Genomic DNA, 25,171 nt, shown 5'->3' on the forward strand with positions numbered 1-25,171 from the left:
CCAACGTTCGGAGGAGCAAGATGAGAATTCAAGACATCTATCAGTTTTTTCAGGCTCCACAACCGATCTTTCTCAACCAAGAGTTGGCAGTCTGCTACATCCTCAGAGTCTTGTGTGAGCAACATTCATACGGAACCGAATTGATTCAGCAGCTAGAAACACAACATCCCAAATACAGGCTGTCGGACACAGTATTATGTGCGGCACTTAAATTTTTAGAACGGGAAGAAATGGTTACTTCCTACTGGAAGAAAGTTGAGGGGCGAGGGCGTCCGCGCCGAATGTATCAGATTCAATCGGAGAAGAGGGACAAGGCTCATAGTTTGGCTCAACTGTGGCACCAGTATGCGGAACACTCAGAAAACGTAGAGTATCAGTCCACCAAACCTACCTAGTGCTTCGTCAAAGAGCGCTTCGTCAAAGAGCGCTTTGTCAAAGTAGGGACGCCTACGGTGTCCCTTTCCAAACCCATCAATCTAGGTTTGACAAACTTCTCTACTAGTACCGCGCCAAGCTAAAGACGAGAGACGCTTTACAGCAGATGCAAAGTATCTCTCTTAATCCTAATGACTGTGCACAGCGAGCGGTCTCAAAACGGTAGAGCCAAAAGTTGAGGAAATCTCCAGGTTTAAGATTTCCTCAAACCTGCTCGCAAAATAATCAAATTAGAATTAAATCATGGCTACCACACTAAAACCTGTGAGTAAGCTCCATCAATTGCGAATTACACATAGCGAATTACTATGAAGCTTTCCAAGAAAAATCTCGAAGAGCGGCTTGACCACGTTTATGATGCGATCGTCGTGGGCGGAGGTGCCGGAGGTTTATCTGCCGCCATCTATCTACAACGCTATCGGTTATCTACTTTAGTCATAGAAAAAGGACGTGGGCGATCGTTCTGGATGCAAGAGCTTCGCAATTATCTAGGATTGCCTCCCGAAACCTCCGGAAGAACTCTATTACAGCAAGGACAATCTCACGTGCTGTCCGTGGGTGGAGATTACCTTCCAGGGTTTGTAGAACAGGTGACAGACGAAGGAGACACATTTGCGGTCAAGGTCAAAGTTGGCAAAACGGGCGACTGCTATCCTGTCTTTCGCTCTAAATATTTAGTGTCTGCTAGTGGCATCATCGATCATCTGCCGCAGTTAGAAGATCAGCAAAATGTATTTGATTATGCCGGATACAATCTCCATGTTTGCCTGATTTGCGATGGCTACGACATGGCAGATCAAAAGTGCGGGCTATTCGTTAATTCTGAAGCGGCGATTAATACTGCCTTCGTCTTGAACTGGTTTACGCCGTACATCACAGTGTTTACGCAAGGGCTGTGCGAGGTTGGTCAAGACATGCGAGACAAGCTCAAAGCCCACGGTTATCCACTCATCGAAACTCCCCTACGTCGATTCCTCGGAGAGAATCATCATATGACGGGCGTAGAACTGACTGATGGAACCACCGTAGAATTAGAGACAGGGCTCATCTCAATGGGTTCTCATTTTTACAATCAGTACTTGCAAGGGCTTGACCTAGATTGGAAAGGCGGCAATCTAGTCACAGACGATATGTGTCGGACATCTCACCCTCGAATTTTTGCTCTTGGTGACCTCAAAGAAGGACTAAATCAAGTTTCAATTGCGGTTGCAGATGGTACATTGGCTGCAACTGCAATTTGGCGAGATATTCGTCGAGCATCTTCTCCCCGTCTATGGGAAGAGCATGTTCAACTGACTCAAGCGAAATAGCAAATTTAGCCAGCAAAATTTAGTCAACAACGGAGTACCTCTATCGTGACTGATATCCCCCGTCCCCAAGAATTTCAGGCTGAAGTGGTGCGTCTGCAAGAAGAATTGCAGATGCGCGATCAGTTGGTGCAACAACTGTCGCAAGAACTATTCCGCTTAGTGAAAGGAAACGTTAATGCCAGTGCTGCTGCGGCTCCTAGCCATAGTGAACCTTCAGAACGACATCTCGCTGAAATGTGCGCCCTGCGCAAACAGCTTCATGAGATTGAAGAGCAGGTGACGTTTTATCAGGGGAGAATCGAAGAGCAAAACACGGAGCTTCAGCAGTCCAAGCAATCGGTCGAAGAACTGACGGAGCGCTCTAGAATGCTAGAGCAAGTTGTGCAGGAACTGCCTAAGATTTATCGGCAAAAGTTTGCGGAACGGATGGCTCCGGTAAAAGAGAAAGTGGCGATGATTCAGCGCGAGAATCGTCAACTCCATGCGGAGCTACAGAGCGTGAGCTACCGCTTAGCAGTAAAGAATCGCCGTGCCTCTGACTTAGATTTACCCAGTTTCTCGCGAGGTGACCTTTCGCTCCCTAGCCTTGGTAATGCCTAAAGGTCGATGCTTGGGTTTCAGCTTGCTTAGAGGCAACGCCCGTCATGAGAGAGGTTAGCGTCTGTGGTAACGCTTTGCAAAGTGTTACCACAGACGTCTCTACTTTGATCAAGCCCTAGGATTTGATCAAGCCCTAGGAGAGCAAGCCACTTCTAGAGCGGACCCAGTCTCTTCAGAGACTTGCAATGACAGGAGCAACGCATCATAGTTCTCAAAAATGGTGAAGACTCGATCGAGTTGTGTAATGTCAAAGATTAATTTTGCTGAAGGATGCAAGCCGCATAAGATTAGCCTTGCACCTGCCTCAGTGGCCACCTTTAGCCCTGATACAAGGGCAATCAGCCCAGAGCTATCGATAAACTCTACGCTGGACAAATCAATAATCCAGAGTTTGTAGCATCTTGGAGCGATAGACTCTAGCTGCTGCTGTAACCACTTTGCTCCTCGCGAATCTAGACGACCACGAGGCTGTAGCAAGATTTCTTCGCGGTTGTTAGCTAAAGCCATAACGTCGTCCCCGTATGTATTACTCCTCAACCCCTCCATCAAACACCCTGCACAATGCCAGATTTTTGCTAGATTTCTGATTGTGCCCGTCTAAGACAGGCGATTAGCTGCTACTGTTGCTTATGTCTACGTAACACTTGTGTGTGTAGAAGATAATTTAGGCCGGATGCACAGTAATGTTACGTACTGAAGGCTCGATTCCAGTAGATTTACTGAAACTGAAGTTGGCGTCTCCACTATAGGAACTAAGTTCCATTGGCGTATGCAGGATTTCAAAAGGTTTATGGAAACTTTATGCCTCCTCTAACTGCTTTCTAGTTTTAATGAAGTCTTTAATGAAAAGTTGCACGAAGGTTACAGGCAGAAGGATTTGGGATTTGTAACCCGCCTTTTTAAGTATTCCCTACTTCTTGATTCGCTACTTTACGTGGCAAACTTTCAAACTCTGGTTTCATCACGCTTCATTCTTCGCATAACTTTGCTGAAACTGTGATTTTGCAAAACTTGGCAAGGCTCACTATTGCCCCACTGAAATTTCGGCATTGACACAATCAGTAAACCTACGTCAAGATCAGAGAGAAGGATGAAGCTTTGTAAAGGTTGCTCTAATGTCACTCGACTTTCTCTCGCCAGAAGCCATCCAAGAAATCGCTCAGCAGTACGGTTACTGGGCTATTTTTTTCGGGATTTTACTTGAAAATTTGGGGTTGCCGATTCCGGGGGAAACGGTCACGATCGTGGGCGGTTTTCTCGCAGGCAGCGATCGCTTAAATTATTGGCTTGTTCTCGGAGATGCGGCGCTTGGAGCTGCGATCGGGGGCAATTTCGGTTACTGGATCGGTCGGCTCGGTGGATGGGCGTTGTTGCTGAGGCTAGGCAGCATTTTCCGTTTTCAAGAAACACAACTGCAAGAGTTAAAGAATCAGTTTACTCAGAATGCAGGAAAAGCGGTTTTTCTAGGTCGCTTTATTGCATTGCTGAGAATTTTTGCTAGTCCACTAGCGGGAATTGCAGAGATGCCTTACTGGAAGTTCACGCTCTACAACGTGACTGGAGCCATTTCTTGGGCATCGGTGATGGTGACGCTGGCATTTTTTGCGGGTCAGCTTGTGCCGCTTGAGAAGCTAGTCACTTTGGCCTCTCAGTTTGGTGCAGTGGCGTTGCTTCTAGTTGTGGCCTGGATTGCGGTGCCGCTTTGGTTGGAGTCTCGCAAAGCTAAACAAACGATCGCTGACCCCCCGGTTTCAGGCGACAGCGAGTAATTCCTAAGTTCTCAAGACTTGGCTATTCGCAGCGAATTTTGTAACAGACCACCAGATGTAAGAATGCTGCTTGGAGGCACTTTGCAAGGCGCGGAGTGTGATCAAAAGCGTGTGCTATGCCGCTATAGAATCCCGTTGCAGAGAAGAGCTGGTTGCTTCTGTCCTGATGTTTGTTGACCTAAAACTTGTCTGTTAACCTAAAACTCTTGTCTGTTAACCTAAAACTAAAGAGAGGCATACCCTGTGTGGGATGCCTCTGATAAATCAAATCTGGTTTTATCTGTTGAGGGTAGAGCGTCTACTTGTTGCCAAGATTCTGCGACCAAACGCGAGTCGGCAAGCCCCAAACGTAGATGAACCCTTCCGCTGCTTTGTGGTCGAACTTGTCGTCTGAACTGTAGGTTGCTAGGTCTGGCGTGTACAGAGAATGAGCCGACCGCCGACCGACGATCATGGCATTCCCTTTGAACAATTTAATCCGAACTGATCCTGTGACTCGCTCTTGAGTTTTGGAAATGAACGCATCTAGCGCCTCTTTTAGGGGACTGTACCACAAGCCGTTGTAGACAATTTGAGAGTAGGTTTCCTCGATTCCACGCTTGTAGTGCATCACATCAGAAGTCAAGGCTAGGCTTTCTAAATCCCGGTGGGCGTGAATTAGCGTCAGCAATGCAGGCGCTTCATAAATCTCACGAGATTTGATGCCGACGAGCCGATTTTCAATCATGTCGATGCGTCCGATGCCGTGATTGCCGGTACGATCGTTCAGTTGCGTCAGCAAATCAATAGGGTTAAGGGGCTGCCCGTCTAGACTAATCGGGATGCCTCGCTCAAATCCAATCTCTACATATTCCGGTTCGTTTGGGGTATCAGCGATCGCTTTGGTCATTAAGTAAACTTCTTCGAGCGGTTCGGTCATCGGGTCTTCGAGCGGTCCGGCTTCGATACTGCGCCCCAACAAGTTGCGATCGATGCTGTACGGAGACGATTTTTTGACTGGGGAGGGAATGCCGTACCGCTCGCCATACGCGATGGTTTCTTCGCGGCTCATACCCCATTCACGAGCAGGCGCAAGAACTTTGAGATCGGGGTTGAGGGCCGCGATCGACACATCAAATCGGACTTGATCGTTCCCTTTTCCAGTGCAGCCATGCGCTACGGCATCCGCTCCATATTCTTTGGCGGCATCAACGAGCAGCTTCGCAATTAATGGGCGAGCCAGCGCCGTTGAGAGCGGATAGCGATTTTCATAAAGTGCATTGGCTTGAATGGCAGGAAACGCGTAATCTTTGACAAAGCTTTGCGTTGCATCTGCGACCAGCGATTGAGACGCACCCGACTTGAGTGCCTTTTCGCGAATCGGTTCGAGTTCATCTCCTTGACCTAGATCCGCGGCTAAGGTGATCACTTCCTCGACGCCCCATTCTTCTTTAAGGTAGGGGATACAGACCGAGGTATCTACCCCACCTGAATATGCCAGCACAACTTTCTTGGCTCGACCCATGACGTTTCCTCGGTTTCATTAGAACAACAAGCTTATAATTATGCAGCTAATTGTTGATTGCAACCGTTAGGAGATGCACAGAATTAAACCTAGTAGGAATGATAAGCGATTGAAATTTGTCAATGAACCCGAAGATAAACCCAAAGTGGAACTGAGCTTGACGTTGGGCGTCTTTTAGAGAGGACTATACCTTGATTGAGCTAAAACACCTTGATTGAGCTAAAACCGAGATGAAACCAATGGCGCTTGAGAGGAAAGCCGTGTACTTCAGTGTTGTCATTCCCACCTATAACCGCAAACCGATTTTGGAAAAGTGCTTGCGATCGCTAGAAGACCAAGTATCAAGTCCGCTGTTTTCGGCGTACGAAGTCGTGGTCGTAGATGACGGTTCGACCGATGGCACAGTCGATTGGCTTAAATCGGATCCGTTTCCTCACGTTCGGTTGATTTGCCAAGCGCATTTAGGACCGTCTGCGGCTCGGAATCGGGGTGTTGAAGAAGCAAACGGCGACACGATTATTTTTATTGATAGCGACCTAGTGGTGACAGATGTTTTTCTCAAGTCCCACGCTGAAGCGCTGATTCAGGGTCAACACGACTTGGGGAGCGATCGCTTGTTTACCTACGGGCGGGTGATTAATACCTGTAATTTTGAGCGTCCGACATCAGAACCTTACAAAGTGACGGATTTTTCGGCGGCGTATTTTGCCACGGGAAACGTTGCGATCGCGCGTCATTGGCTGATCGAAGCTGGACTGTTTGATACCGAATTTCAACTCTATGGCTGGGAAGATCTCGAACTTGGCGTTCGGCTCAAAAAACTGGGCTTAAAACTCGTGAAATGCCCTGATGCAGCCGGATATCACTGGCATCCAGCGTTCTCGTTAGATCAGATTCCAAGCTTGATCGATAAAGAAATTCAACGCGGTCGAATGGGAGTTTTGTTCTACCAAAAGCATCCGACATGGGACGTGAAAATGATGATCCAGATGACGTGGATTCATCGCACGCTATGGGGATTGCTGACGCTGGGTGGATTGCTAAACGAACAAACAATGGCTCCTCTACTGCGGTGGCTTATTCAACAAGGCAAACCGCAATTAGCATTAGAAGTCGCTCGAATTTTTCTCAACTGGTACAACGTCAAAGGCGTTTATGCTGCATATGCTGACGCTCAGAAGAATTAGATAATTGTGGTTCTCCACGTTCAACGTCTTTATGCCAAATCGATATGCTCTAGTGACGATCGCTCTAGTCGTCTGGACAATTTTCGGAACGCTGATCGTAGTACCCGGAGCGTATTTCATTCTCGGTTACAGTTTGATCCAAAACGCGATCACATTTGGAGCCTGTTTCGGAGCCCTCACGGGGCTGGTTGTTGGAATGATTGGAGTTTCTCCTTTCGTCAGTGACAACCGAGTTTCCGCTTTTCGTTGGGTGCTATTTGGCTCAATGATTGGAGCTCTGATCGGAGCCGTTGCTCTACTTTGGATTGGCGGCTTTCCGAAGCGATCTCAAGCCGATCTGTCACTGGTGTTTGTAGCTCCGGCGAGTTTGTTAATCGGTGCGGTGTGTGGGATGGTTTGTGCTGTTGTGCTGTGGCGCAGGCAACGATCGCACTGACGCGGGTTCAATCGCTAAACGTCCTCCAAAACGTTAAACTAGATTCTCCATACCTCTGCTTTCCATGCCTCAACTCGTTGCCACCTTCCACAAATTCGTGCGGCTCACGGATTACGCTGAAAAACGAGAGCCTCTGCTAACGTACTGTTTGGAGCAGGGGTTGAAAGGAACCATTTTGTTAGCAGAAGAAGGCATTAACGGCACGATCGCGGGCGATGCTACTGCCGTTCATAACCTGCTTGCCGTTCTAAAGACCGATTCGCGTTTAGCAGATCTAGAGCACAAAGAATCAATCACTCAGTCTTCCACCTTCGATCGGATGAAGGTGAAGCTAAAAAAAGAAATTGTCACGCTCGGAATGCCAGAGATCGATCCCAGTCAGGGAACCGGAACCTATGTCAAGCCACAGGAGTGGAACGCCCTACTTTCCGACCCGGATGTAACCGTGATTGATGTTCGGAATGCTTTTGAGGTGAGTGTCGGCACATTCAAGCGCTCGCACAATCCTCAAACCACTTCGTTTCGGCAATTTCCGGAGTACGTAAGTCAGCTCGATCCGCAGCAACACCCGAAGATTGCCATGTTCTGCACGGGTGGCATTCGGTGTGAGAAAGCATCCGCGCTCATGCTGGCTCAGGGATTTGAAGAGGTCTATCATCTGAAAGGCGGTATTCTCAGCTATCTAGAAGCCGTCCCAGCCGAAGAAAGCCTTTGGCAGGGAGAATGTTTTGTTTTCGATCAGCGCGTTGCCGTGACTCAAGGCATCGAAGACGGCTCTTATGTCATGTGTCGTGCCTGCGGACATCCTCTTTCCCCCACCGAGCAAACCACCGAACTTTATCAAGCTGGAATTGCTTGTCCCTACTGTGCTAGCTCGTAATTGATCGAAGGGGACGACCAATAGCTTAACTCCACGTCGTCGGTGTCGGGCATAACAGCAAGGGAATCGGGAGCGGTTAATATCAGAGGCTGATGCAGACGCTTTGCGATCGCGCCCACGAGCGGATGCTTCCTAAGCTGATTGTCGCGCTGCAGCTCCCATCGCAAGGCAGAGCGCACGATCGTATCTAAATCATCAAACTGCGGTTGCCACTTCAAAATCTGACGAATCTTATTTGCGCACGCTTTGACACACGCTGGATCGCCCGGACGCCGCTCTGTCTCAATTACCGAGAAATTGCTGCCTGAAATTGCCTTCACTCGATCGATCACCTGCCGAACGCTATATCCCTGACCGTAGCCACAGTTCAGAATCTGGCTCGGCTGTTCCGCCTCGAGATACGTGAGAGCAGCTAGATGGGCTGAGGCCAGATCTTCGACATGAATGTAATCTCGAATGCCTGTGCCATCGGACGTTGGAAAATCAGTTCCAAAAATTCGCACACCCGGTTTACGGCTAAGGGCAGCATCGCACGCCACGCGAATTAAATGAGTTGCATTGGCAGAGAGTTGCCCAATGCGTCCGCCAGGGTCGGCTCCTGCCACGTTAAAGTAGCGCAAAATCACATAGCGCAACCGAGACGCATTTGCCGCATCTTGAATGAGCCACTCACTCATCAATTTTGAGCGTCCGTAAGGATTGATTGGCGCGGTTGGACAGCCTTCGGTGACAGGCGTGAGTCCGGGTTCTCCATACACGGCGGCAGTACTAGAGAAAATCAATTTATCAATGCCAAAGGCATCACAGCAGCGCAAAAGATTTAATGTGTTGCGCGTGTTGTTGGCGTAATAGTCCAGAGGATTGACGACCGATTCTGGAGCGATCAAACTAGCCGCAAAATGTAAAACAGCATCAAATTGATGACGAGCGAACGTTTGGTACAGTCGATCGAGATCGGCTAAATCGCCAACGATTAATTTTCCAAACAACACCGACGAGGCAACCCCAGTCGAACAGTTGTCGTACACTACCACCTCGTAGCCCGCTTCACCCAGTTGCCGCACCACATGCGAACCGATATAGCCTGCCCCGCCCGTGACCAATACTTTCTTCATCTGCCCTTGCCCTGTAAAATAACTCGAACGGTTCTCACTGCGATCGCAACATCCAACCAAACAGAATAGTTTTTGATGTAGTAAAGGTCATACGCCAACTTTTCGTAAGCATCCTCAACCGATGCTCCATACGGATACATCACTTGTGCCCAGCCCGTGATTCCCGGTTTGACGCAGTAGCGCAACTGGTAATGAGGAATCGTTTGAGCCAGTTGAGCATCAAATTCAGGACGCTCTGGGCGCGGCCCAATGAGGCTCATATCTCCCCGAATCACATTCCAGAGTTGCGGCAGTTCATCGATTCGGGTTAATCGCATCCAGCGCCCGACTCGCGTGATCCGGGAGTCGCCTTCCTGCGCCCACTGTGCGCCTACCGTCTCAGCATCCTCACGCATTGAGCGAAACTTATACACCCGAAAAGGAACCTGATTCAGTCCGGTTCGGATTTGGCTATAAAAAATTGAACCTGGACTGTCTAATTTGATCAGCGTCGCAGCAATGAACAGGATTGGAGCAGTAGCCACTAGCAACGATACCGATGCTAATAGGTCAACCAATCGTTTCAGATGCTGAACTAAACCGTTAGAAACCAAGGCTAGATTAAAGTTGAAAACAAACCACGAGGCCGTTAAATAAGCAGATGGTAATTTTAAGTAAAACGCCTCGTAGAATCCTGGTAAATCGCATATTGGAATGCCTTGCAACCGGAGTTGTATCAATTGTCTTGATTGAGGCTCAGTTAACTCAGACGGTTCAGTAACAATTACCCCTGACCACACCTTGGATAGGTCCTCAGTTGAGCATGAGCCGTGAGTGAGAGTCGTAATTGTGAGCAGTGGTGAGGCGCTTTGTAAGGCTTTCTCTACTTTAGAAACAGCGTCGTCAACAACAGGGCCGTCTGACCCTAACACTAACCATTGCGGCGGCAGAGAGAGCACCCGCGCTCTTCGAGGCTTCGCAAAGCGAATTCCTTTCGAGTGGGGCAGAACCGATCCTTCGGAGCTTGGCGGAGCCAATCGCGAACTTGCAATACTGAGAGAACGAATACTATTTGTTGACATTGGCATCACCGACCTGCAAAAAACACGGAGACAACCGAATTAGTACCTAGGATGCCCTGGAACTTGAAAACCTCACCTTACTGTTGAAAATTCTGCGTAAGAATAGTAATTCTACTGAGCCAGCTAAAATCACTTCAGAAGTTACACGGATGCTCAGGAAAGCTTGTTAAAGCACAGTCATGGGGAATACAAGTATCCTCTCTATCGTGACTGAGCTTGCCATGCAATCGACTCGCGCTGACCAAGATTCGGTGAATGTTCAACAGTATTGGCAGATCTTAAGGCGACGTTGGCTGCCTGCCTCTCTGTTAATGGGGTCTGTATTTGGGTTGACAACGGCTTTTACGCTGCTGCAAAAGCCGACTTACGAAGGTGAGGGAAAGCTCCTGTTTAATAAAACAAGCCGAGTGTCATCGCTAACGAGTCTCACTGAGAAAGCCGGTGAACTGAGCGGCTTAACCCAGTTAAGTAATCCGCTTGATACCGAAGCCGAAGTTATTCGATCGCAACCGCTTGCTAGAAAAGCGATCGCAGAACTGCACCTCAACGATCGCGAGGGAAAACCGCTTTCGATTGAGGAGTTTCTCAAAAAACTCAAGGTAAAAAGCGTTCGTGGAACCGATATTCTAGGAATTTCTTACCGCAGCACTGACGCCAAAGAAGCAGCCGACGTGGTTAATTTTCTCGTTCAGACGTATTTAGAGAACAACATCCGCAATAATCGGGCTGAAGCCACTGCCGCACGAGAATTCATCACAAAACAACTGCCCGAAGTCGAGGCGAGAGTTTCACAAACCGAATTGTTGCTGCGGCGCTTTAAAGAGCAAAACCGCGTTGTCGCCCTAGGAGAAGAGGCAAAGGTCGCAGTAGAAGGATTGAAAGAGATCTCAGATGAAATTACCAAGGCAAAAGCCGAATTTGCAGACGCGAACTCGCGATCGATTCTGCTGCAAGGCCAATTGGGCTTTACTGCCTCTCAAGCAACGGCTCTAACGGCATTGAGCCAGTCGAATTCCGTGCAGCGGGTGCTGTCAGACTACCGACAAGTTCAAGATAAATTAGCGGTGGAACGGACTCGCTACACCCCCAGTCACCCTGAAATTGTGAACTTGAGAGCCAAAGAGGAGGCACTGCGATCGCAGCTCAACACGCGAATCGCTCAAACTCTAGGAACACCCGAAGCTGTACCTGATCAAAACCTGGAATTGGGAGCACTGAGGCAAACGCTCACCTCAGACTTACTGAAAGTTCAAGCTGAGCGGCAAGGACTGCGCGATCGCGTCACGGTATTAACCACCGCTTTAGCAACGGATCAAAAACGAGCCGACCAATTGCCTCGGCTAGAGCAGCAGCAGGGAGAATTGCAGCGGCAAGTAGAAGTAGCGCGATCGACCTACGAGCAGTTGCTTAAACGCTTGCAAGAAGTGCAGGTGATTGAAAATCAGAATGTCGGCAATGCTCGAATTGTCTCAGCCGCGACCGTTCCTGACAAACCTGTTGCGCCTCGTATCTTGCTCAATCTGCTGCTGGGTGGGTTTGTAGGCGTGATGCTAGGGTTTATGGTCGCACTCTTGCTCGAAGCGATCGATAAGTCTGTGAAGACGGTCGAAGAGGCAAAACGGTTCTTAGACTATCCGTTGCTAGGAACCATTCCTCAACTAGAACAGAAACCAAATAAAGAGATTGATTCGTCAGTTTTACCCGTGCGAGATAATCCTCATTCTCCCGCGAGTGCAGCGTTTGAAATGTTAGAGACAACGCTGGGGTTTACGCTAACCGACAAGTCGTTGAAAATGATTACGGTGACAAGCGCATTGCCTACAGAAGGGAAATCATTTGTTGCAGCAAATTTAGCAGTGGCAACAGCACAGATGGGGAAACGAGTCTTATTGATCGATGCGGATATGCGGCGTCCGACGCAGCATCATATCTGGAATCTGACCAATCTAAAAGGACTCAGCGATGTGCTAGTAGGTCAGGCAAATAGTCAGACAAGCGCTCAGGAAGTGTTGGTCAACTTAGACGTGCTAACCGCGGGTACGATTCCACCTAACCCAATGGCGCTTTTAAACTCCCAGCAAATCGCAGATACTCTAGAAGAGATTCGGGATGAGTATGATTTCATCATCATCGATACACCTCCGATCGCGCTGACGGCAGATGGTCTAACCTTGGGTAAGTTAGCCGATGGCGTATTATTAGTAATCCGTCCAGGAGTGGTTAACTCAGATGCTATTCACACGATGACATCGCTATTCTCGCAAGCGTCTTCTCACGTGTTGGGAATTGTTGCCAATGGCATTACTTCTAAAAATGAATCTGGCAGCTACTATAACCGCGATCGCTACTACGGTAATTCCCCTCGCACTGACAAGAAGGGGATCAAAGCGGTCTTCAAATAACCTGATCAAGAAAGTAGGATGATCAAGAAAGAGTTAGCAGCTAGGGGTTCGTCTAATTTGTTAGGCATCGAAACCTTTTCCCTAGCTGCTAACTAGCAACTGCTCGAACAGTTCCACCATAAGTTAGAGAAGAACGAACTGACAGTACCCGAATGGGTGAGTTTAAGTTGAAGCTTAATGTTTAGAAATGATAAGAGCAACACGTTTCATTCTGGAGACTTCGGAGTTTAATCTTGGAGCCTAATGTTTAGAAATAATAAGAGTAATCGGTTTCATTCTAGAGACTGACGATATAACGTTAATTGCAAGAAACACTAGAGTTAGATCACAACTGACAATAGCTATGATCTAGCTTTTACAAGCAATTTGATGGCGAGTTGTCGATTGCAAATTAATGGGAATTTAGTTATGGCAGACACAACTCAAAATGTAGATATTGATTCCACGATCGCAGCGCTGCAAGGCGGCTTAACCTCAATTCCTCCAGAAGCGGCGGTGAGTGCAATTGAAGCGTGGCAACAGCAGCTACAGGGAACCGCGATCGCAGAAACCCTCGGTCAACTGAAGCTAGCCTTGACAGGCGGAGGAAGTGGAGTATCTGGAGTGAGACAGCTTTTGGTCGATCTGAGTTCTCAAGCCGAAACTGCTGCTGGCTCTGCAACTGGAAGTGACGCTTCTAAACTTCAGCAACTTGCAAAAGCGCTTTCAAACGTGAGCAACTCGATCTCATAACTAACGCTGAAGCACACCTGACACTGAAGCTAAAGATTAGGAGGTGTGATGTTCACACCTCCTAATCTTTTAACGAAGTCGTAGAATTCCCCATTCGGTGATGCAGTAGAGAAGGTATCAATATAAGAACACTGAGCCTGTTCGCTCGACTCTGAGCGTGGTTGCATCAGCGCTTAAATCTGTTGTCGTATCCAACAACACCTCTAATGTTTCTGGAGACGTAGCCGAGGGTCTAGGCGTAACGAGCAGCAATCCAGCATCTTGGCGATCGAGCGTAAGCGTTACAGGTGCTCGAAGACCTTTCAGCGTGACGCGGGTTCGTCCTTGTAGAGTTCTGGGCTGCGTGTCTCCGACGGCTTGATAGGCGATCGTCGCATAGGTATTGTTAATCAGCGTAATGTTGGTACGATCGCTGTTTAGTTGAATCCGGGCTTTGGGAACAAATTGCGATTCAGGAGCGGGAGTGACCACCGTTGCGGGTTGGGCGGTTCCTCCGGAGTTGCGCTCTGCGCTAATCGCAGGTAAGGTTGCGCGATCAGCCACAACAGCACTGACGATGACTCCAAGGCTCATCAGACCCAGGAGCGGATTTCCTAATAGTTTTTTCACCATATTGACCTCAGGTTTGAACGTAATTACTGACTATCATAGCTACGAAGACGAAGCTACATTTCAAACCTAGTCTATTTTCACGACACGTAGGGTTTTAATGAACACCTTGAAGCGGATCCGCTTATCATAGGTGCGGAGTCGCTCTAAGCTTACTCATGAAGCCTCAACCTGCATTTCTTCTCAGTCTTCTCTCGCTCATAGCCCTAACCAGTTGCGGAAAAACTACGCAAGCTTGGTTGCCTCAGGAGATACCAACCCCACAACCAACTTGCTCATTTAGCGCGTCCAAACCTGTATCTGCTAGTCAACTAGGTTCGCTGAACTATCAGATTCAAACTTATTCTAGTTCTGCATTGGGTGAAAACCGGAAGTATGGCGTTGTGCTGCCACCGGGCTACAAGCAACATCCCAACCAATGTTACCCGGTGATCTTTTTGCTACATGGAGGGCACGGAGAGCCTAAAACGTGGTTTGTGTTTGGCAAAGCGATCGCAACCCTCAAACAGCTCTATGCGACAGGAACACTGCCGCCGAGCATCATTATTACGCCCGATGGCAATGATCTACGAGGATCAAGCCCATATTGGGATCCAGCCTATGTAGACGGGCAAAACGGTAACGTGATCAGCGCGATCGCCGATGAACTCGTCGAAACAGTGAAGCAGCGCTATCGAACGCTAGAGGATCAAAAGTTTTGGGCGATTGGTGGGCTGTCGTCTGGTGGATGGGGCGCGATGAATATTGCTTTACATCGACGCGATCGCTTTTCAATTGTGTTTAGCCACAGTGGATACTTCACAGATAAAAGCGGAACTGAGAACAGCCCAATTGAATTTGTGAGAACGCTGTCGCCACAAGATCTAAAACGGTTTCACATCTACTTGGATACAGGAAATTCCGATGCAATGTACTTGAGCCAAAATCAAATGTTTCACCAAGTTTTAACGGAACTGGGAGTAGAAAGTGAGTTAAAAACATTTTCAGGTGAACACACTTGGAAATACTGGCAAACTCACTTATCAGATTCTCTGACCTTTGTAGGACAGCAATTTAAACGGTATGAAGTTGCCAACAAGTAATGGCGGCCACTACAAATTAATCCACAACGAAGAATTCTTCTGCTGAAGAGGGATGAATGCCGATCGCGTCATCAAGTTCCTTTTTAGTCAAACCTTTTTGGAATGCGAGTGCAAAGCCTTGCAGAATTTCAGCCGCTTCATCACCAACCATGTGAATTCCCAAAACCCGATCGTCTTCGTCGTTCACTACAAGCTTAATGATGCTCTTAGAAGACTGTCCACTCAAGCGATGAAAGAGTGGCACAAATTCAGTCTGGTGACTGGTGATTTGATCAGGTTTATTAAGCTCCGAAGGATTGGTATTTTCTCTTGCCTGAGCTTCTGTTAACCCCACAGAAGCGGCTTCAGGGCGAGAACAGACCGCAGAAGGAACGCTACCATAGTCCACACCACATGACCCGATGCCAAACACAAGCTCCGCAAACGCCTTTCCTTCAGCTTTTGCAACTGGGGTGAGTTGCTTTCGGTTCGTGCAATCGCCCACTGCGTAGATATTGGGTACGCTGGTGAGGCTCGACGAATTCACTGCGATCGCTTTTCCATCAAGTTCGACACCAATCTGCTCTAGTCCTAGTCCGTCTAAGTTTGGAGAACGTCCGATCGCGCACAATACTAAATCTACCGTGAGTGTCTCGGTCTGATCACCTTGTAGCTGAACGGAAATTTCCGTTCCGGTTTTCTCAATCGCCTTGACCGTCGTGTTGCAATAAACCGAAATTCCGCGCTCCTGCAAGCGATCGCGGATGGTAGTGCAAACAAAATCATCAAACCCAGACAGAATACACGGCCCTCTCTCGATCAAGAAAACTTCAACTCCAAGTCCATGCATCATGCTAGAAAATTCGACTCCGATGTAACCGCCTCCCATGACTGCCATCCGTTTTGGAAGCTCGGTCAAGTGAAACATCTGATCCGAGGTGACGGCATGCTCGATTCCTGGCAGGTCTGGTTTAGAAGACTTCCCGCCTACGGCAATCAGAATTTTATCGGCTGTGATTTTGCGATCGCCATCGTTGATCTCCAGCGTCTGCGCATCGACAAATTTAGCTCGCCCGTGAATCACCTCAATTCCTGCATCTGCTAGCGATCTCGCTTGGCTGTGACGGATGCGATCGAGTTCCTGATTTCGCGTTGCGACAAACTGCTTCCAATCAAATTGCGGCTTGGAGGGCATCGTCCATCCATAGCCTTTGTAAGCCTCTGCAAGCTTAGGAAAATCAGCAGCATAGACTATTAGCTTCTTGGGAATGCAGCCCAAATTAGAACACGTTCCGCCAAGTTGACTCGACTCAGCGATCGCGACCTTCGCGCCATATTTTGCGGCTCGTTTCGCCGCAGACAATCCACCCGGACCTGCCCCAATGACGAATAGATCATAATCATGAGTCATAGCAAAACTTCTTTAAAGCTGAAATTACTAACAGCAAAAATAGAGAAGACATAACGCATATTCAACTATCGGAAGATAGGTAACTGAATATAAATTAATTGTGAAAATTGTAGACTATCAAAAGACAGACGTTGCTTTAGTATCGTATGCCTATGCTGGGGCAGAAGTATACAGAGTCAGGAAAATGACAGATAAGTTAAAGAAAGGCGATCACGTTGAATGGAACAGTTCCGGTGGCAAAACCGAAGGCGTGATCGAAGAAAAAATTACGAAGCCAACTGACTTTAAAGGTCATCATTTTGATGCATCCAAAGACGATCCTGAATATAGGGTGAAGAGTGATAAGTCTGGCAAAGACGCGATTCACAAGCCAGAGTCTTTGAAGAAAAAGGACTAAGTAGGTATGGCACATCACACCGAAGCAGAGAACAAAACGTCTCTCAAGGAATTTAAGGCGGCCGTTAACATGTCGGCTAAAGAACTTCAGTCCTGGCTAGACACCGAAGAGTCAAAGTCAGTTGGCATGAAAGAGCATGAGGGTGACGAATCTACGGGTCATGAATCTGGGCGTCAGATCGTTAAGTTGCTGCACAAGCAAGAGGCTGACTACACAGAAGAGGATTATGGGCAGGTTCGACGTGTCATCAGCTACATTCATCGCCATTCGGCACAGCGCCCTTCTAGTGACATCGAGCATTCGCGCTGGCGCTACTCCTTAAAAAACTGGGGGCATGACCCTCTTAAAAATTAAAGAGTCAATTGGACGAACAGTCGTTCGTTTCAAATTTTGAACGCTCAGTGTGAGCCCTGCGATCGCGTCTTAAACGAGGTGCGATCGCAGGGCTTATCCTCCCTATAATTTGAAGCCACTAAATTTAGTCATATCAGTTTATGAGCCTCCGTTTATGAGTCATTCTTTAGCCACAAACTTAATTACAAATCACGAATTGCAAACTACAAATTATCCACTAGGCCTAGTTTGTATTTCAGCCTCCAAAACGGTTCGATTTAAAACCGTGACGCGAAAGCGATTGTTGCAGTTCGAGACGGCTGAGCAAGAGAGAATATTGCGGGATTTGTATGCCGAGAACCTAAGGCGGCTAGGCATTGCGATCGATTTTTGCGCCGCAAATCGGATTGGGCTATATCGGCTGGGTTCTGGCTTATTTCCGTTTGCAGATGACGAGATCGGATCAGAAATTTTGACCGAATTTGCCGACGGCATGAGTTTGATCGGGGACCAAGCTAGAAGACTCGGCATTCGATTGGTGCTGCACCCTGAGCAATTTATCGTCCTCAACTCTGACCGCCCAGAAGTGATTGAAAACAGTATCAAAGTGCTATCCACCTACGCACGCACTTTCGATTTTCTGGGGTTGCCGCGATCGCCGTGGGCACTGATGAATATCCATGGTGGCAAGGGCGATCGCGCCGATCGATTGGTACAAGTTGTACGAGACTTACCAGATAATGTTCGACTCCGGCTCACCTTCGAGAATGACGAGTACACCTACGGTGCAACCGATATTTTAGAAATTTGTCATGCTACCGGAGTTCCGATGGTGTTTGATGCTCACCATCACGTGATTCACGAACAAGCGGAGAGCTATGAAGATCCAAGTGTAGCATCTGCCTTTAACGCAGCCCGAGCAACATGGCAGATTCCCGAGTGGCAAGTGGTGCATATTTCCAATGGAGCAGAGTCGTTTGCCGATCAGAAACACAGCGACTACATTACCGTGATGCCAAGCTGCTACCGCTCTGCGCCGTGCTGGATTGAAGTCGAAGCGAAGCAAAAAGAATTGGCAATTGAGAAATTGCAAAACGAATGGTGGAACTCTAATATCAATGTATTAACGCCTGTGAGCAAATCAGAAGCATCTAAAACTGAAACATCGGAAACAGTAGAAGAACCAGTAGCGCAAAGCACAATGAAGGAATCGCGAACAGAAAGCGTAACGCCATCGGCTTTAAACGAAGATATTCCTGGATACATGCAAGGAACTGTCTAGGTACTGCCCCTTCGTTGCTGAAGCTATTCAAAAAACATTACATCTGTTCGCAAGATTTAACCCTTCAGCCTGTAATTAAAAAAAAACATGCTATAACACGCTAAGCTTGGGTAAACTTCGATTCCCGTATATCCCCGTTATTATCACTGTTGTGAGGGCGTTTATAGAATGCGAGTTCTGCTGATTTATCCGATTTTTCCACAAAGCTTTTGGTCATTTGAGAAAGCGCTACAACTGGTCGATCGCAAGGCAATGCTGCCTCCTTTAGGGCTGATTACGGTTGCAGCTATTTTGCCTCAGGAGTGGGAATTTAGACTCGTCGATCGCAACGTGAACACGCTGAGCGATGCAGATTGGGATTGGGCAGATCTCGTGATTTTGTCCGCCATGATTGTGCAAAAAGAAGATTTTCTCGCCCAAATTCGAGAGGCGAGACGACGGGGTAAACCAGTCGCGGTCGGTGGACCCTATGCAACGGCACTTCCTCAAGAAGCAGAAGCCGCCGGGGCCGATTATCTTATTTTGGATGAAGGCGAGATTACCCTACCGCTCTTTGTTGAGGCCGTCCAGCGAGGCGAATCGCAAGGCGTCTTTCGTGCTCCCAATGGCGAGCGCCCCGATGTGACGATCACGCCAATTCCCCGCTTTGACCTGCTGAGCTTAGATTTTTACGATAATATGTCGGTGCAGTTCTCTAGGGGCTGCCCCTTTCAATGCGAGTTCTGCGACATTATTGTGCTGTATGGGCGCAAGCCACGCACCAAAAGCCCGGAGCAACTTCTAGCCGAATTAGAGGCGCTCTACCAACTGGGTTGGCGACGCAGCATCTTTATGGTGGATGACAACTTTATTGGCAACAAGCGCAACGTTAAGTTATTTCTCAAAGAGCTAAAAGTGTGGATGGCGGAGCATGAGTATCCGTTCCACCTCAGTACAGAAGCGTCGGTCGATTTAGCCAACGATCAAGAATTAATGGATTTGATGGTTGAGTGCAATTTCAACGGCGTCTTTTTAGGCATTGAAACGCCTGATGAAGCGAGTCTCACGCTCACCAACAAACATCAGAATACACGTAACTCGCTCAGTGATGCTGTCGATGCGATCGCGTCAACTGGACTGCGCGTGATGGCAGGATTCATCATTGGGTTTGACAACGAAACGCCGGGAGCGGGCGATCGCATTGTGCGATTTGTCGAACAGACGACGATTCCGATCGCCATTTTCAGTATGCTGCAAGCTTTGCCTGACACGGCATTGTGGCATCGGCTGAAGCGAGAAGGACGCCTGATGGAAGATGTTGCCAACATCAACCAAACCACGTTAATGAACTTTGTGCCGACTCGCCCGTTAGAGGAAGTCACCCGCGAATATGTGCGCGGATTCTGGCAGCTTTATGATCCGAGCAACTACCTCAATCGCACCTATCGCCATTTCTTAAAGCTCGGCGCACCCCGGCATAAAGCTAAGCTCAGAAAAGTCACCTGGAAAGTCCTGCGAGCTTTTCTAACGGTGTGCTGGAGACAAGGTGTGGTGCGAGAAACACGCTGGATATTTTGGCATCACTTGTTTAGCATTCTCAAACGCAATCCGGGTGTGTTCGAGCATTACCTTTCGGTGTGTGCGTTAAACGAGCATTTTCTGGAATATCGCCAGGAGGTGCGATCGCAGATCGAAGCCCAACTGGAGGAGTATTTGAAGAACCAACGTCTGCACGCAGCATCTGAGAGCCGAGAGCGAGACGTGGTTAGCGCCGAGCGCAACTCCGTAGGAACCGCGAGTTAGTCAATTGCATTGCGTCGCCGGAAGATTGAGTGAGCCATTCAATCTTCCGCCAAACATTCGCCTTCTGTAAGAAGCCCAGATGAACAAACGGGACTTTTAGAATTAGGCATTAGATTGCGAGACGCTCATTGAGCTGATCTGCCCACGTTTGGTTTTGTTCGATCGTTAAGACAATTTTTTGATAAAATTCATCCTTCAATTCCAACGTTAGATAATTGCTGCCACGAGTCACATACCAAAATTCTTTTCCCCGCGACGTGTAATAAGTTCCGGCTTTAATCACGCCCGGAATGGCAGTTCCTGGCATCCGGACTTCTCGCCAATCGCTGGATGGCTCCTCAGTTGATGCCCGAACGATGTGAGCTAATGGAATGTGTAAATCTGCGTTGAAATAAAACGCCCAAATTCGTTCCCAAAGATCCAAATCAATTTTGAAGTGAGTATCAGAAATAGATAATAGCATTGAAAATTTCCTTTAATGTTCTGTTTGCTTTAGTGAGAAATAATTGGCTCTTGAACTGATTGCTCTTTAACTATCTGTTTCGATTTATCAATCAGTCGTTTTGCTGCAACTTGAAGGGGTAGTTCTGTCACATCAACTGATTGAATAATTGTATTTCGGCGTTGCAGATCGTATAGGTAAGTTTTGTCGTAGTAATTTAATACAATGTTGATTGCAGGTGCTAAATTCCCTTGACGGATACAGCTAATCGCTTGTTTCGCGTGTTGTCCTCCTAACTTTTTACTGATCCGTGCAGTTGCCTCAATCAACTCTTCGGGATTGGCAGAACCATAAACATCTAACAGTAAATTAATTCGTTCTTGCTGCGATCGCACCATTCTCACCACGGGCGATCGCATCATTTGCGTAAACAATTCATCCGGCACACGACACATGCCAACCCGCCGACTTTCTGCTTCAATCCATACCGGACGAGTCGGATCCAATGTTGACCATCGCATCGCAATCTCGTTTTCAAACTGCTCGGTTGTGGGCTGGTCGGGCAGTCCTAGCGCTCCGTAACTGCTGCCGCGATGATTGGCTAATGCTTCTAAATCTAAAATTTGTTCTCCTTGCTCAGCCAAAGCATACAGCATTTGAGTTTTGCCTGTTCCGGTCATGCCGCCCAGCGTGAGAATGGATCGAGGTGTAGAAAGTGTCGATCGCACCCATTCCCGAAAGGCTTTGTAGCCTCCTTTCAGTCGCGTCACATCAAAGCCAGCGGTTTCTAGAAGCCATGCCATGCTGCTGCTTCGCATTCCGCCACGCCAACAGTGCAGCCGCACCTGCCGAGTTGGGGCAAGCTGCTTTGCGGTTCTAACAAATTCCACCATTTTCGGCGCAACTAGTTCTAACCCCAGTTCGATCGCGTCTTCTTGTCCTTGCTGTTTGTAACATGTGCCCACTTGTGCCCGTTCTGCGTCAGAAAAGAGCGGAAAACTGGTTGCACCCGGAATTCGTCCTTGTTCATATTCTCCTGGGCTTCGAGTGTCTAGAAGCAGGGTAGAACGATTTAGAAAATCATCAACAGAGTAGCTTTGCGACATGAAGATACGGTGTAATCGCCACTTAACTATTGTGCGATCGTAACGGGTTCTAGACCATCGTGGTGAGAACGGACAGATCCGATGATAGTGCTGTGAGCGTACCCTGCGGCTTTGAGAGACGATAGACAAGGATCTGCGTGAGCCGATGGCACAGCAGCAAGCAAGCCGCCGGATGTTTGCGGATCAAACAGGAGTGGAAAGGCTGGGTGAGAGCGGACAGCAGAAAGGTTTTCGATCCATTGACTCGCTCGGATATTCTGCGGATGGAGAGAACTAAAAATTTCTTGTTCAACACAGGCTTGCGCGCCTTCCAGAAAGGGCAGTGCTTCTAAAGACAGTGTGACCGCAACCTTTGAAGCACGCACCATCTCAACCAAATGTCCCAATAACCCAAATCCCGTAATATCGGTGCAAGCAGTTGCGCCATGCTTGAGAAAGCAGTTCGCCGCGTCTTGATTGGACAGGAGCATCGATGCGATCGCGCCATCGATCCATCTGGCTTTTGCTTTTTGGCGCATCTCAGCAGCAAATAGGGTTCCTGTGCCAAGAGGTTTGGTCAGAATTAGAACTTGTCCGGCTTGCATTCCGGTTTTTCGCAGTAATCGATCTGGATCTGCGACCCCATTACACGTTAAGCCAAACGCGAGTTTTTCGCCTTCAACGGTGTGTCCGCCAACCAAAACAGCGTGCGATCGCTGCAAGGTTTTAACGGCTCCTGAAAGGAGTTGATAGAGCATTTCTTCTTGTTTGGCTTCGGTTGCGTAGGGAAGGGTTGCGATCGCAAGAGCGCTCTGTGGCGTTGCACCCATTGCAAACAGATCGCTCAAACTATGATTCGTGCTAATTTGCCCAAATAAAAATGGATCGCTCACTAACGCGGGAAAATAATCGATTGTTTGCACCATTGCTTTTCCCGATGGAATTTGCATCACAGCCGCATCATCAGGATCATCAAGTCCGATCAAAATATCATTGCGTTGGGGATTAGGTAATTCGTCTCCAATGCGTTGTAAAACTTGTTCTAAGGTGCTGCTACCAACTTTTGCACCACAACCTAGACAGCGCATTTGCTCTACAACAGCGCGAGTGCGATTTGTCTCCTTCGTTCTAGGTGTTGTCATTGATGCTGTCATTGTCGCTTCTAATCCAGTAAAGCGATTCATAAACGCTCGATCGATGCAATCTTTGACCGTCCACAACCAGCCCGCCTGAAATCCCAACTGTCCATAAGATGCGACAGCCGACTGGTCCCCCGTTCCAATCAAACTGAGATAGTTCCTCTGCGGTCGATAGGGCTTCAACGGTCTTGCCGTGAGAGCATGTTGGAGATTTTGAAATAGTGGTTTTCCCTGACGCACGGCAAACACACCCGCTTTTGGTCGAGAATAGTTCACCATTGTGGCAACATCTCCCGCCGCAAAAACTTGGGAATGGGAGACCGATTGTAAGGTGTCGTTGACTAGAACGAATCCATCCGCGTCAACGGTCAATCCCGATTCTGCCAGCCACTTTGGAGCCGTTGCTTGCGTGACCCAAACGGTCGCATCACACGGAACCATTAGTCCCGATTCACATACGATCGCATCATTCTCAATTCCCTGAACCGTTTCTCCTAAATGGAGTTGAATACCGCGATCGCGCAAGAGTTGCTCGAAATGCCGTTGCACCCGTGTATTATGCTTTGGCATTAGCGTCTGGCTACGCTGAAATAAGTGAATTGTGAAATCGTCTGATTCGGGTTGACAACACAGATCACGCAACCGATGTTGCATATTCAACGCCAGTTCAACGCCACCAGTCCCACCACCAACAATGCCAAGGCTCAGATTCGGTGGAACATTCTCACCCAACTGATACCACCACTCTAGAAACGTCGCAATTGGTTTTGCAGCCACGTGGTGTTTAGAGTGCGGAAACGCTGACGGTAACTTTGGTGTACTACCAGTATCAATTGATACAAGATCAAATGCGATCGCGGGATGATTAGCACACTGCACGCGATCGTTAATCAGATCTAATCCGATAACGCGATCGCGGATGAAATTAACCTGAGCGATTTGACAGAGCGATCGCAGATTAATATGACATTCCTCATGTGAGTAGAATCCGGCTACATGTCCTGGCAACATGCCTGAATACGGCGTATCTGAAGCGTCGCTAATCAGCGTTATTCGGACTCCAGGCAGAGGACGCATGGCAAACATGCGAAGCGCGATCGCGTGGCTGTGCCCACCACCAACAAGAACAAGATCTTTAGAAATAGGGTGCGTTGCTCGGTTCATCCCTCCATTCTAGAAAAGCCAGCGAGTGAATTCTCCGTAAATCTTCTCTATCAAAATAAAACTGTTGGAATAAAACGTGCGTTGGGAAGAATAGAAAACATCCTGAGAAAAATGAACCACGTGTGAGTAAAAAGTCAGTATGAAAACCCTAAAATTAGTGACTGGTCTAGCTTTAGCAGCATTAGTACTGTCAAGCTGCCGTAGCAATAATGCCGCCACCCAAGCAAAAGCACCTTTACCAGCACCTCAGACTTTTTCCCAGCCTACTGTTCCTGCCGCAAATCCTCCTCTCGCTCCCATCCCGATCGCAGGCATGATTCAAGTTACGAACGGGTCAACGCGATTAGCTGAGGTTGCAACAAATTCCTCTCAGCCTGACACGCCCAATCCTTCGGAGCTTGGCGGAGCCAATCGCGATCCGTTTGCAGCATTACCGCCGGGTGACTTAAGAGTGAGTCCAACGGTGGCGGCTCAGTTTGTAGCAACTACCCCTCAGCCTACTGTTAGTAAGCCACAAGCCAGTAAATCACAGGCCAGCGCCAAGCTCAGCTTTAGCCAGCCGATGCCGTTGCCAAAAGTACAAGTCAAACCAACGGCGCTAAGTCCGCAACCTGTGCAAGCGGCGATTCTACCTGTCCCTGCACCGATTACGGTTCTTCCTTCTTTACCCGCAGCGGCTTCCCCAACCGAAACGTTTCAAGCAGCACCCCCAACCCTGACAAACCTAGCCGATACCGTAGCGATTACTGGCGTGCTGCAAGTGGGCGGTAAGTTGACTGCGATCGTGCAAGAACCCGACGCTTCAGCGCGATATGTGCAGTCTGGAGACTACCTCGCCAATGGAAAAGTTCTGCTAAAGCGCATCACGATGAGCAAAAACGGACAACCGACCGTGATTCTTCAGCAAAATGGTCAAGAAGTGCTGAAAACGGTAGGTGCGTAAGCACAGACATTGAACAACATTTGTGAAACAACATTCGTGACTCGACTCGAATAACGTCACAACAAGGTTTCGGTTTGAACCTCTGGAGGCAT

Annotated in this window: 24 protein-coding genes; 15 read left to right on the forward strand and 9 right to left on the reverse strand. The window is 48.3% G+C overall.

Translation table 11 applies throughout. The annotated features are described in order from the left end of the window. The first annotated feature begins 20 nt into the window (after positions 1 to 20). The 3 genes from AC5I6P_RS23755 to AC5I6P_RS23765 all read left to right on the forward strand — a co-directional run bounded on the left by AC5I6P_RS23755 (position 21) and on the right by AC5I6P_RS23765 (position 2,345). Entirely contained in the window at positions 21 to 395 is a 375-nt protein-coding gene (locus AC5I6P_RS23755) for a PadR family transcriptional regulator (protein WP_495696243.1), read from the forward strand. A gap of 348 nt (positions 396 to 743) precedes the next feature. Then, entirely contained in the window at positions 744 to 1,745 is a 1,002-nt protein-coding gene (locus AC5I6P_RS23760; RefSeq protein WP_495696244.1) for an NAD(P)/FAD-dependent oxidoreductase, read from the forward strand. A 45-nt stretch (positions 1,746 to 1,790) separates the two neighbouring features. After that, positions 1,791 to 2,345 (forward strand): Npun_F5560 family protein, encoded by a 555-nt coding sequence (locus AC5I6P_RS23765; protein WP_495696245.1) that lies wholly within the window; start codon positions 1,791 to 1,793, stop codon positions 2,343 to 2,345. A 126-nt stretch (positions 2,346 to 2,471) separates the two neighbouring features. Here AC5I6P_RS23765 and AC5I6P_RS23770 read toward each other — a convergent pair whose 3' ends face one another. Further along, complete coding sequence (locus tag AC5I6P_RS23770) at positions 2,472 to 2,852, reverse strand: STAS domain-containing protein (protein ID WP_495696246.1); 381 nt, start codon at positions 2,850 to 2,852, stop codon at positions 2,472 to 2,474. Positions 2,853 to 3,460: 608 nt separating this feature from the next. On the opposite strand from AC5I6P_RS23770, the gene AC5I6P_RS23775 reads away from it, so the two are divergent. Next, positions 3,461 to 4,114: a DedA family protein gene (locus AC5I6P_RS23775; protein WP_495696247.1), complete on the forward strand. Its 654-nt coding sequence runs from the start codon at positions 3,461 to 3,463 to the stop codon at positions 4,112 to 4,114. Between the two features lie 298 nt (positions 4,115 to 4,412). Here the strand turns inward: AC5I6P_RS23775 and AC5I6P_RS23780 are convergent, their stop codons facing one another. Next, the gene (locus AC5I6P_RS23780; RefSeq protein ID WP_495696248.1) at positions 4,413 to 5,618 is read right to left on the reverse strand and encodes an argininosuccinate synthase; all 1,206 of its coding nucleotides are present in this window, start codon (positions 5,616 to 5,618) and stop codon (positions 4,413 to 4,415) included. Positions 5,619 to 5,857: 239 nt separating this feature from the next. Here AC5I6P_RS23780 and AC5I6P_RS23785 point away from each other — a divergent pair, with 239 nt between their 5' ends. From AC5I6P_RS23785 to trhO, 3 genes are all read left to right on the forward strand, one after another. Further along, entirely contained in the window at positions 5,858 to 6,805 is a 948-nt protein-coding gene (locus AC5I6P_RS23785; RefSeq protein WP_495696249.1) for a glycosyltransferase family 2 protein, read from the forward strand. Between the two features lie 31 nt (positions 6,806 to 6,836). After that, positions 6,837 to 7,241, forward strand: coding sequence for a hypothetical protein (locus AC5I6P_RS23790; protein WP_495696250.1), 405 nt, complete (start codon positions 6,837 to 6,839; stop codon positions 7,239 to 7,241). A 64-nt stretch (positions 7,242 to 7,305) separates the two neighbouring features. Beyond that, positions 7,306 to 8,121: an oxygen-dependent tRNA uridine(34) hydroxylase TrhO gene (trhO, locus tag AC5I6P_RS23795; RefSeq protein WP_495696251.1), complete on the forward strand. Its 816-nt coding sequence runs from the start codon at positions 7,306 to 7,308 to the stop codon at positions 8,119 to 8,121. Here trhO and galE read toward each other — a convergent pair. Both galE and AC5I6P_RS23805 read right to left on the reverse strand, forming a co-directional pair. Next, positions 8,103 to 9,236 carry a UDP-glucose 4-epimerase GalE gene (galE, locus tag AC5I6P_RS23800; protein ID WP_495696252.1) on the reverse strand — a complete coding sequence of 378 codons (1,134 nt, stop codon included), beginning with the start codon at positions 9,234 to 9,236 and terminating at the stop codon, positions 8,103 to 8,105. The genes trhO and galE overlap by 19 nt on opposite strands. Further along, positions 9,233 to 10,297 carry an exopolysaccharide biosynthesis polyprenyl glycosylphosphotransferase gene (locus AC5I6P_RS23805; RefSeq protein WP_495696253.1) on the reverse strand — a complete coding sequence of 355 codons (1,065 nt, stop codon included), beginning with the start codon at positions 10,295 to 10,297 and terminating at the stop codon, positions 9,233 to 9,235. The genes galE and AC5I6P_RS23805 overlap by 4 nt, the downstream gene beginning before the upstream one ends. Positions 10,298 to 10,518: 221 nt before the next feature. Between AC5I6P_RS23805 and AC5I6P_RS23810 the strand changes: the two genes are divergently transcribed. Next, positions 10,519 to 12,699, forward strand: a complete 2,181-nt coding sequence (locus tag AC5I6P_RS23810) for a GumC family protein (protein ID WP_495696254.1) — start codon at positions 10,519 to 10,521, stop codon at positions 12,697 to 12,699. Between the two features lie 408 nt (positions 12,700 to 13,107). Next, on the forward strand, positions 13,108 to 13,431 hold the full coding sequence (locus AC5I6P_RS23815; protein ID WP_495696255.1) for a hypothetical protein: 324 nt from the start codon (positions 13,108 to 13,110) through the stop codon (positions 13,429 to 13,431). Positions 13,432 to 13,548: 117 nt separating this feature from the next. Here AC5I6P_RS23815 and AC5I6P_RS23820 read toward each other — a convergent pair whose 3' ends face one another. Beyond that, the gene (locus tag AC5I6P_RS23820) at positions 13,549 to 14,043 is read right to left on the reverse strand and encodes a hypothetical protein (RefSeq protein WP_495696256.1); all 495 of its coding nucleotides are present in this window, start codon (positions 14,041 to 14,043) and stop codon (positions 13,549 to 13,551) included. Between the two features lie 155 nt (positions 14,044 to 14,198). Here AC5I6P_RS23820 and AC5I6P_RS23825 point away from each other — a divergent pair, with 155 nt between their 5' ends. After that, complete coding sequence (locus AC5I6P_RS23825) at positions 14,199 to 15,122, forward strand: alpha/beta hydrolase (RefSeq protein WP_495696257.1); 924 nt, start codon at positions 14,199 to 14,201, stop codon at positions 15,120 to 15,122. 16 nt (positions 15,123 to 15,138) lie between these two features. Here the strand turns inward: AC5I6P_RS23825 and gorA are convergent, their stop codons facing one another. Beyond that, positions 15,139 to 16,512 (reverse strand): glutathione-disulfide reductase, encoded by a 1,374-nt coding sequence (gene gorA, locus AC5I6P_RS23830; protein ID WP_495696258.1) that lies wholly within the window; start codon positions 16,510 to 16,512, stop codon positions 15,139 to 15,141. Positions 16,513 to 16,612: 100 nt separating this feature from the next. Between gorA and AC5I6P_RS23835 the strand changes: the two genes are divergently transcribed. The 4 genes from AC5I6P_RS23835 to AC5I6P_RS23850 all read left to right on the forward strand — a co-directional run bounded on the left by AC5I6P_RS23835 (position 16,613) and on the right by AC5I6P_RS23850 (position 20,306). Next, complete coding sequence (locus AC5I6P_RS23835) at positions 16,613 to 16,909, forward strand: hypervirulence associated TUDOR domain-containing protein (protein ID WP_495696259.1); 297 nt, start codon at positions 16,613 to 16,615, stop codon at positions 16,907 to 16,909. A gap of 6 nt (positions 16,910 to 16,915) precedes the next feature. After that, complete coding sequence (locus AC5I6P_RS23840) at positions 16,916 to 17,263, forward strand: DUF3140 domain-containing protein (RefSeq protein WP_495696260.1); 348 nt, start codon at positions 16,916 to 16,918, stop codon at positions 17,261 to 17,263. A gap of 154 nt (positions 17,264 to 17,417) precedes the next feature. Then, positions 17,418 to 18,524: a UV DNA damage repair endonuclease UvsE gene (gene uvsE, locus AC5I6P_RS23845; RefSeq protein ID WP_495696261.1), complete on the forward strand. Its 1,107-nt coding sequence runs from the start codon at positions 17,418 to 17,420 to the stop codon at positions 18,522 to 18,524. A gap of 168 nt (positions 18,525 to 18,692) precedes the next feature. Continuing rightward, positions 18,693 to 20,306: a B12-binding domain-containing radical SAM protein gene (locus AC5I6P_RS23850; RefSeq protein ID WP_495696262.1), complete on the forward strand. Its 1,614-nt coding sequence runs from the start codon at positions 18,693 to 18,695 to the stop codon at positions 20,304 to 20,306. 109 nt (positions 20,307 to 20,415) lie between these two features. Here AC5I6P_RS23850 and AC5I6P_RS23855 read toward each other — a convergent pair whose 3' ends face one another. The 3 genes from AC5I6P_RS23855 to selD are packed head-to-tail and all read right to left on the reverse strand — an operon-like array spanning position 20,416 to position 24,136. Continuing rightward, positions 20,416 to 20,769, reverse strand: a complete 354-nt coding sequence (locus AC5I6P_RS23855) for a hypothetical protein (protein WP_495696263.1) — start codon at positions 20,767 to 20,769, stop codon at positions 20,416 to 20,418. Positions 20,770 to 20,798: 29 nt separating this feature from the next. After that, entirely contained in the window at positions 20,799 to 21,854 is a 1,056-nt protein-coding gene (gene mnmH, locus AC5I6P_RS23860) for a tRNA 2-selenouridine(34) synthase MnmH (RefSeq protein WP_495696264.1), read from the reverse strand. A 26-nt stretch (positions 21,855 to 21,880) separates the two neighbouring features. Next, complete coding sequence (gene selD / locus AC5I6P_RS23865) at positions 21,881 to 24,136, reverse strand: selenide, water dikinase SelD (RefSeq protein WP_495696265.1); 2,256 nt, start codon at positions 24,134 to 24,136, stop codon at positions 21,881 to 21,883. Positions 24,137 to 24,275: 139 nt separating this feature from the next. Here selD and AC5I6P_RS23870 point away from each other — a divergent pair, with 139 nt between their 5' ends. Further along, on the forward strand, positions 24,276 to 25,079 hold the full coding sequence (locus AC5I6P_RS23870; protein ID WP_495696266.1) for a hypothetical protein: 804 nt from the start codon (positions 24,276 to 24,278) through the stop codon (positions 25,077 to 25,079). Positions 25,080 to 25,171: the final 92 nt, after the last annotated feature.

This window comes from Myxacorys sp., from assembly GCF_059501405.1.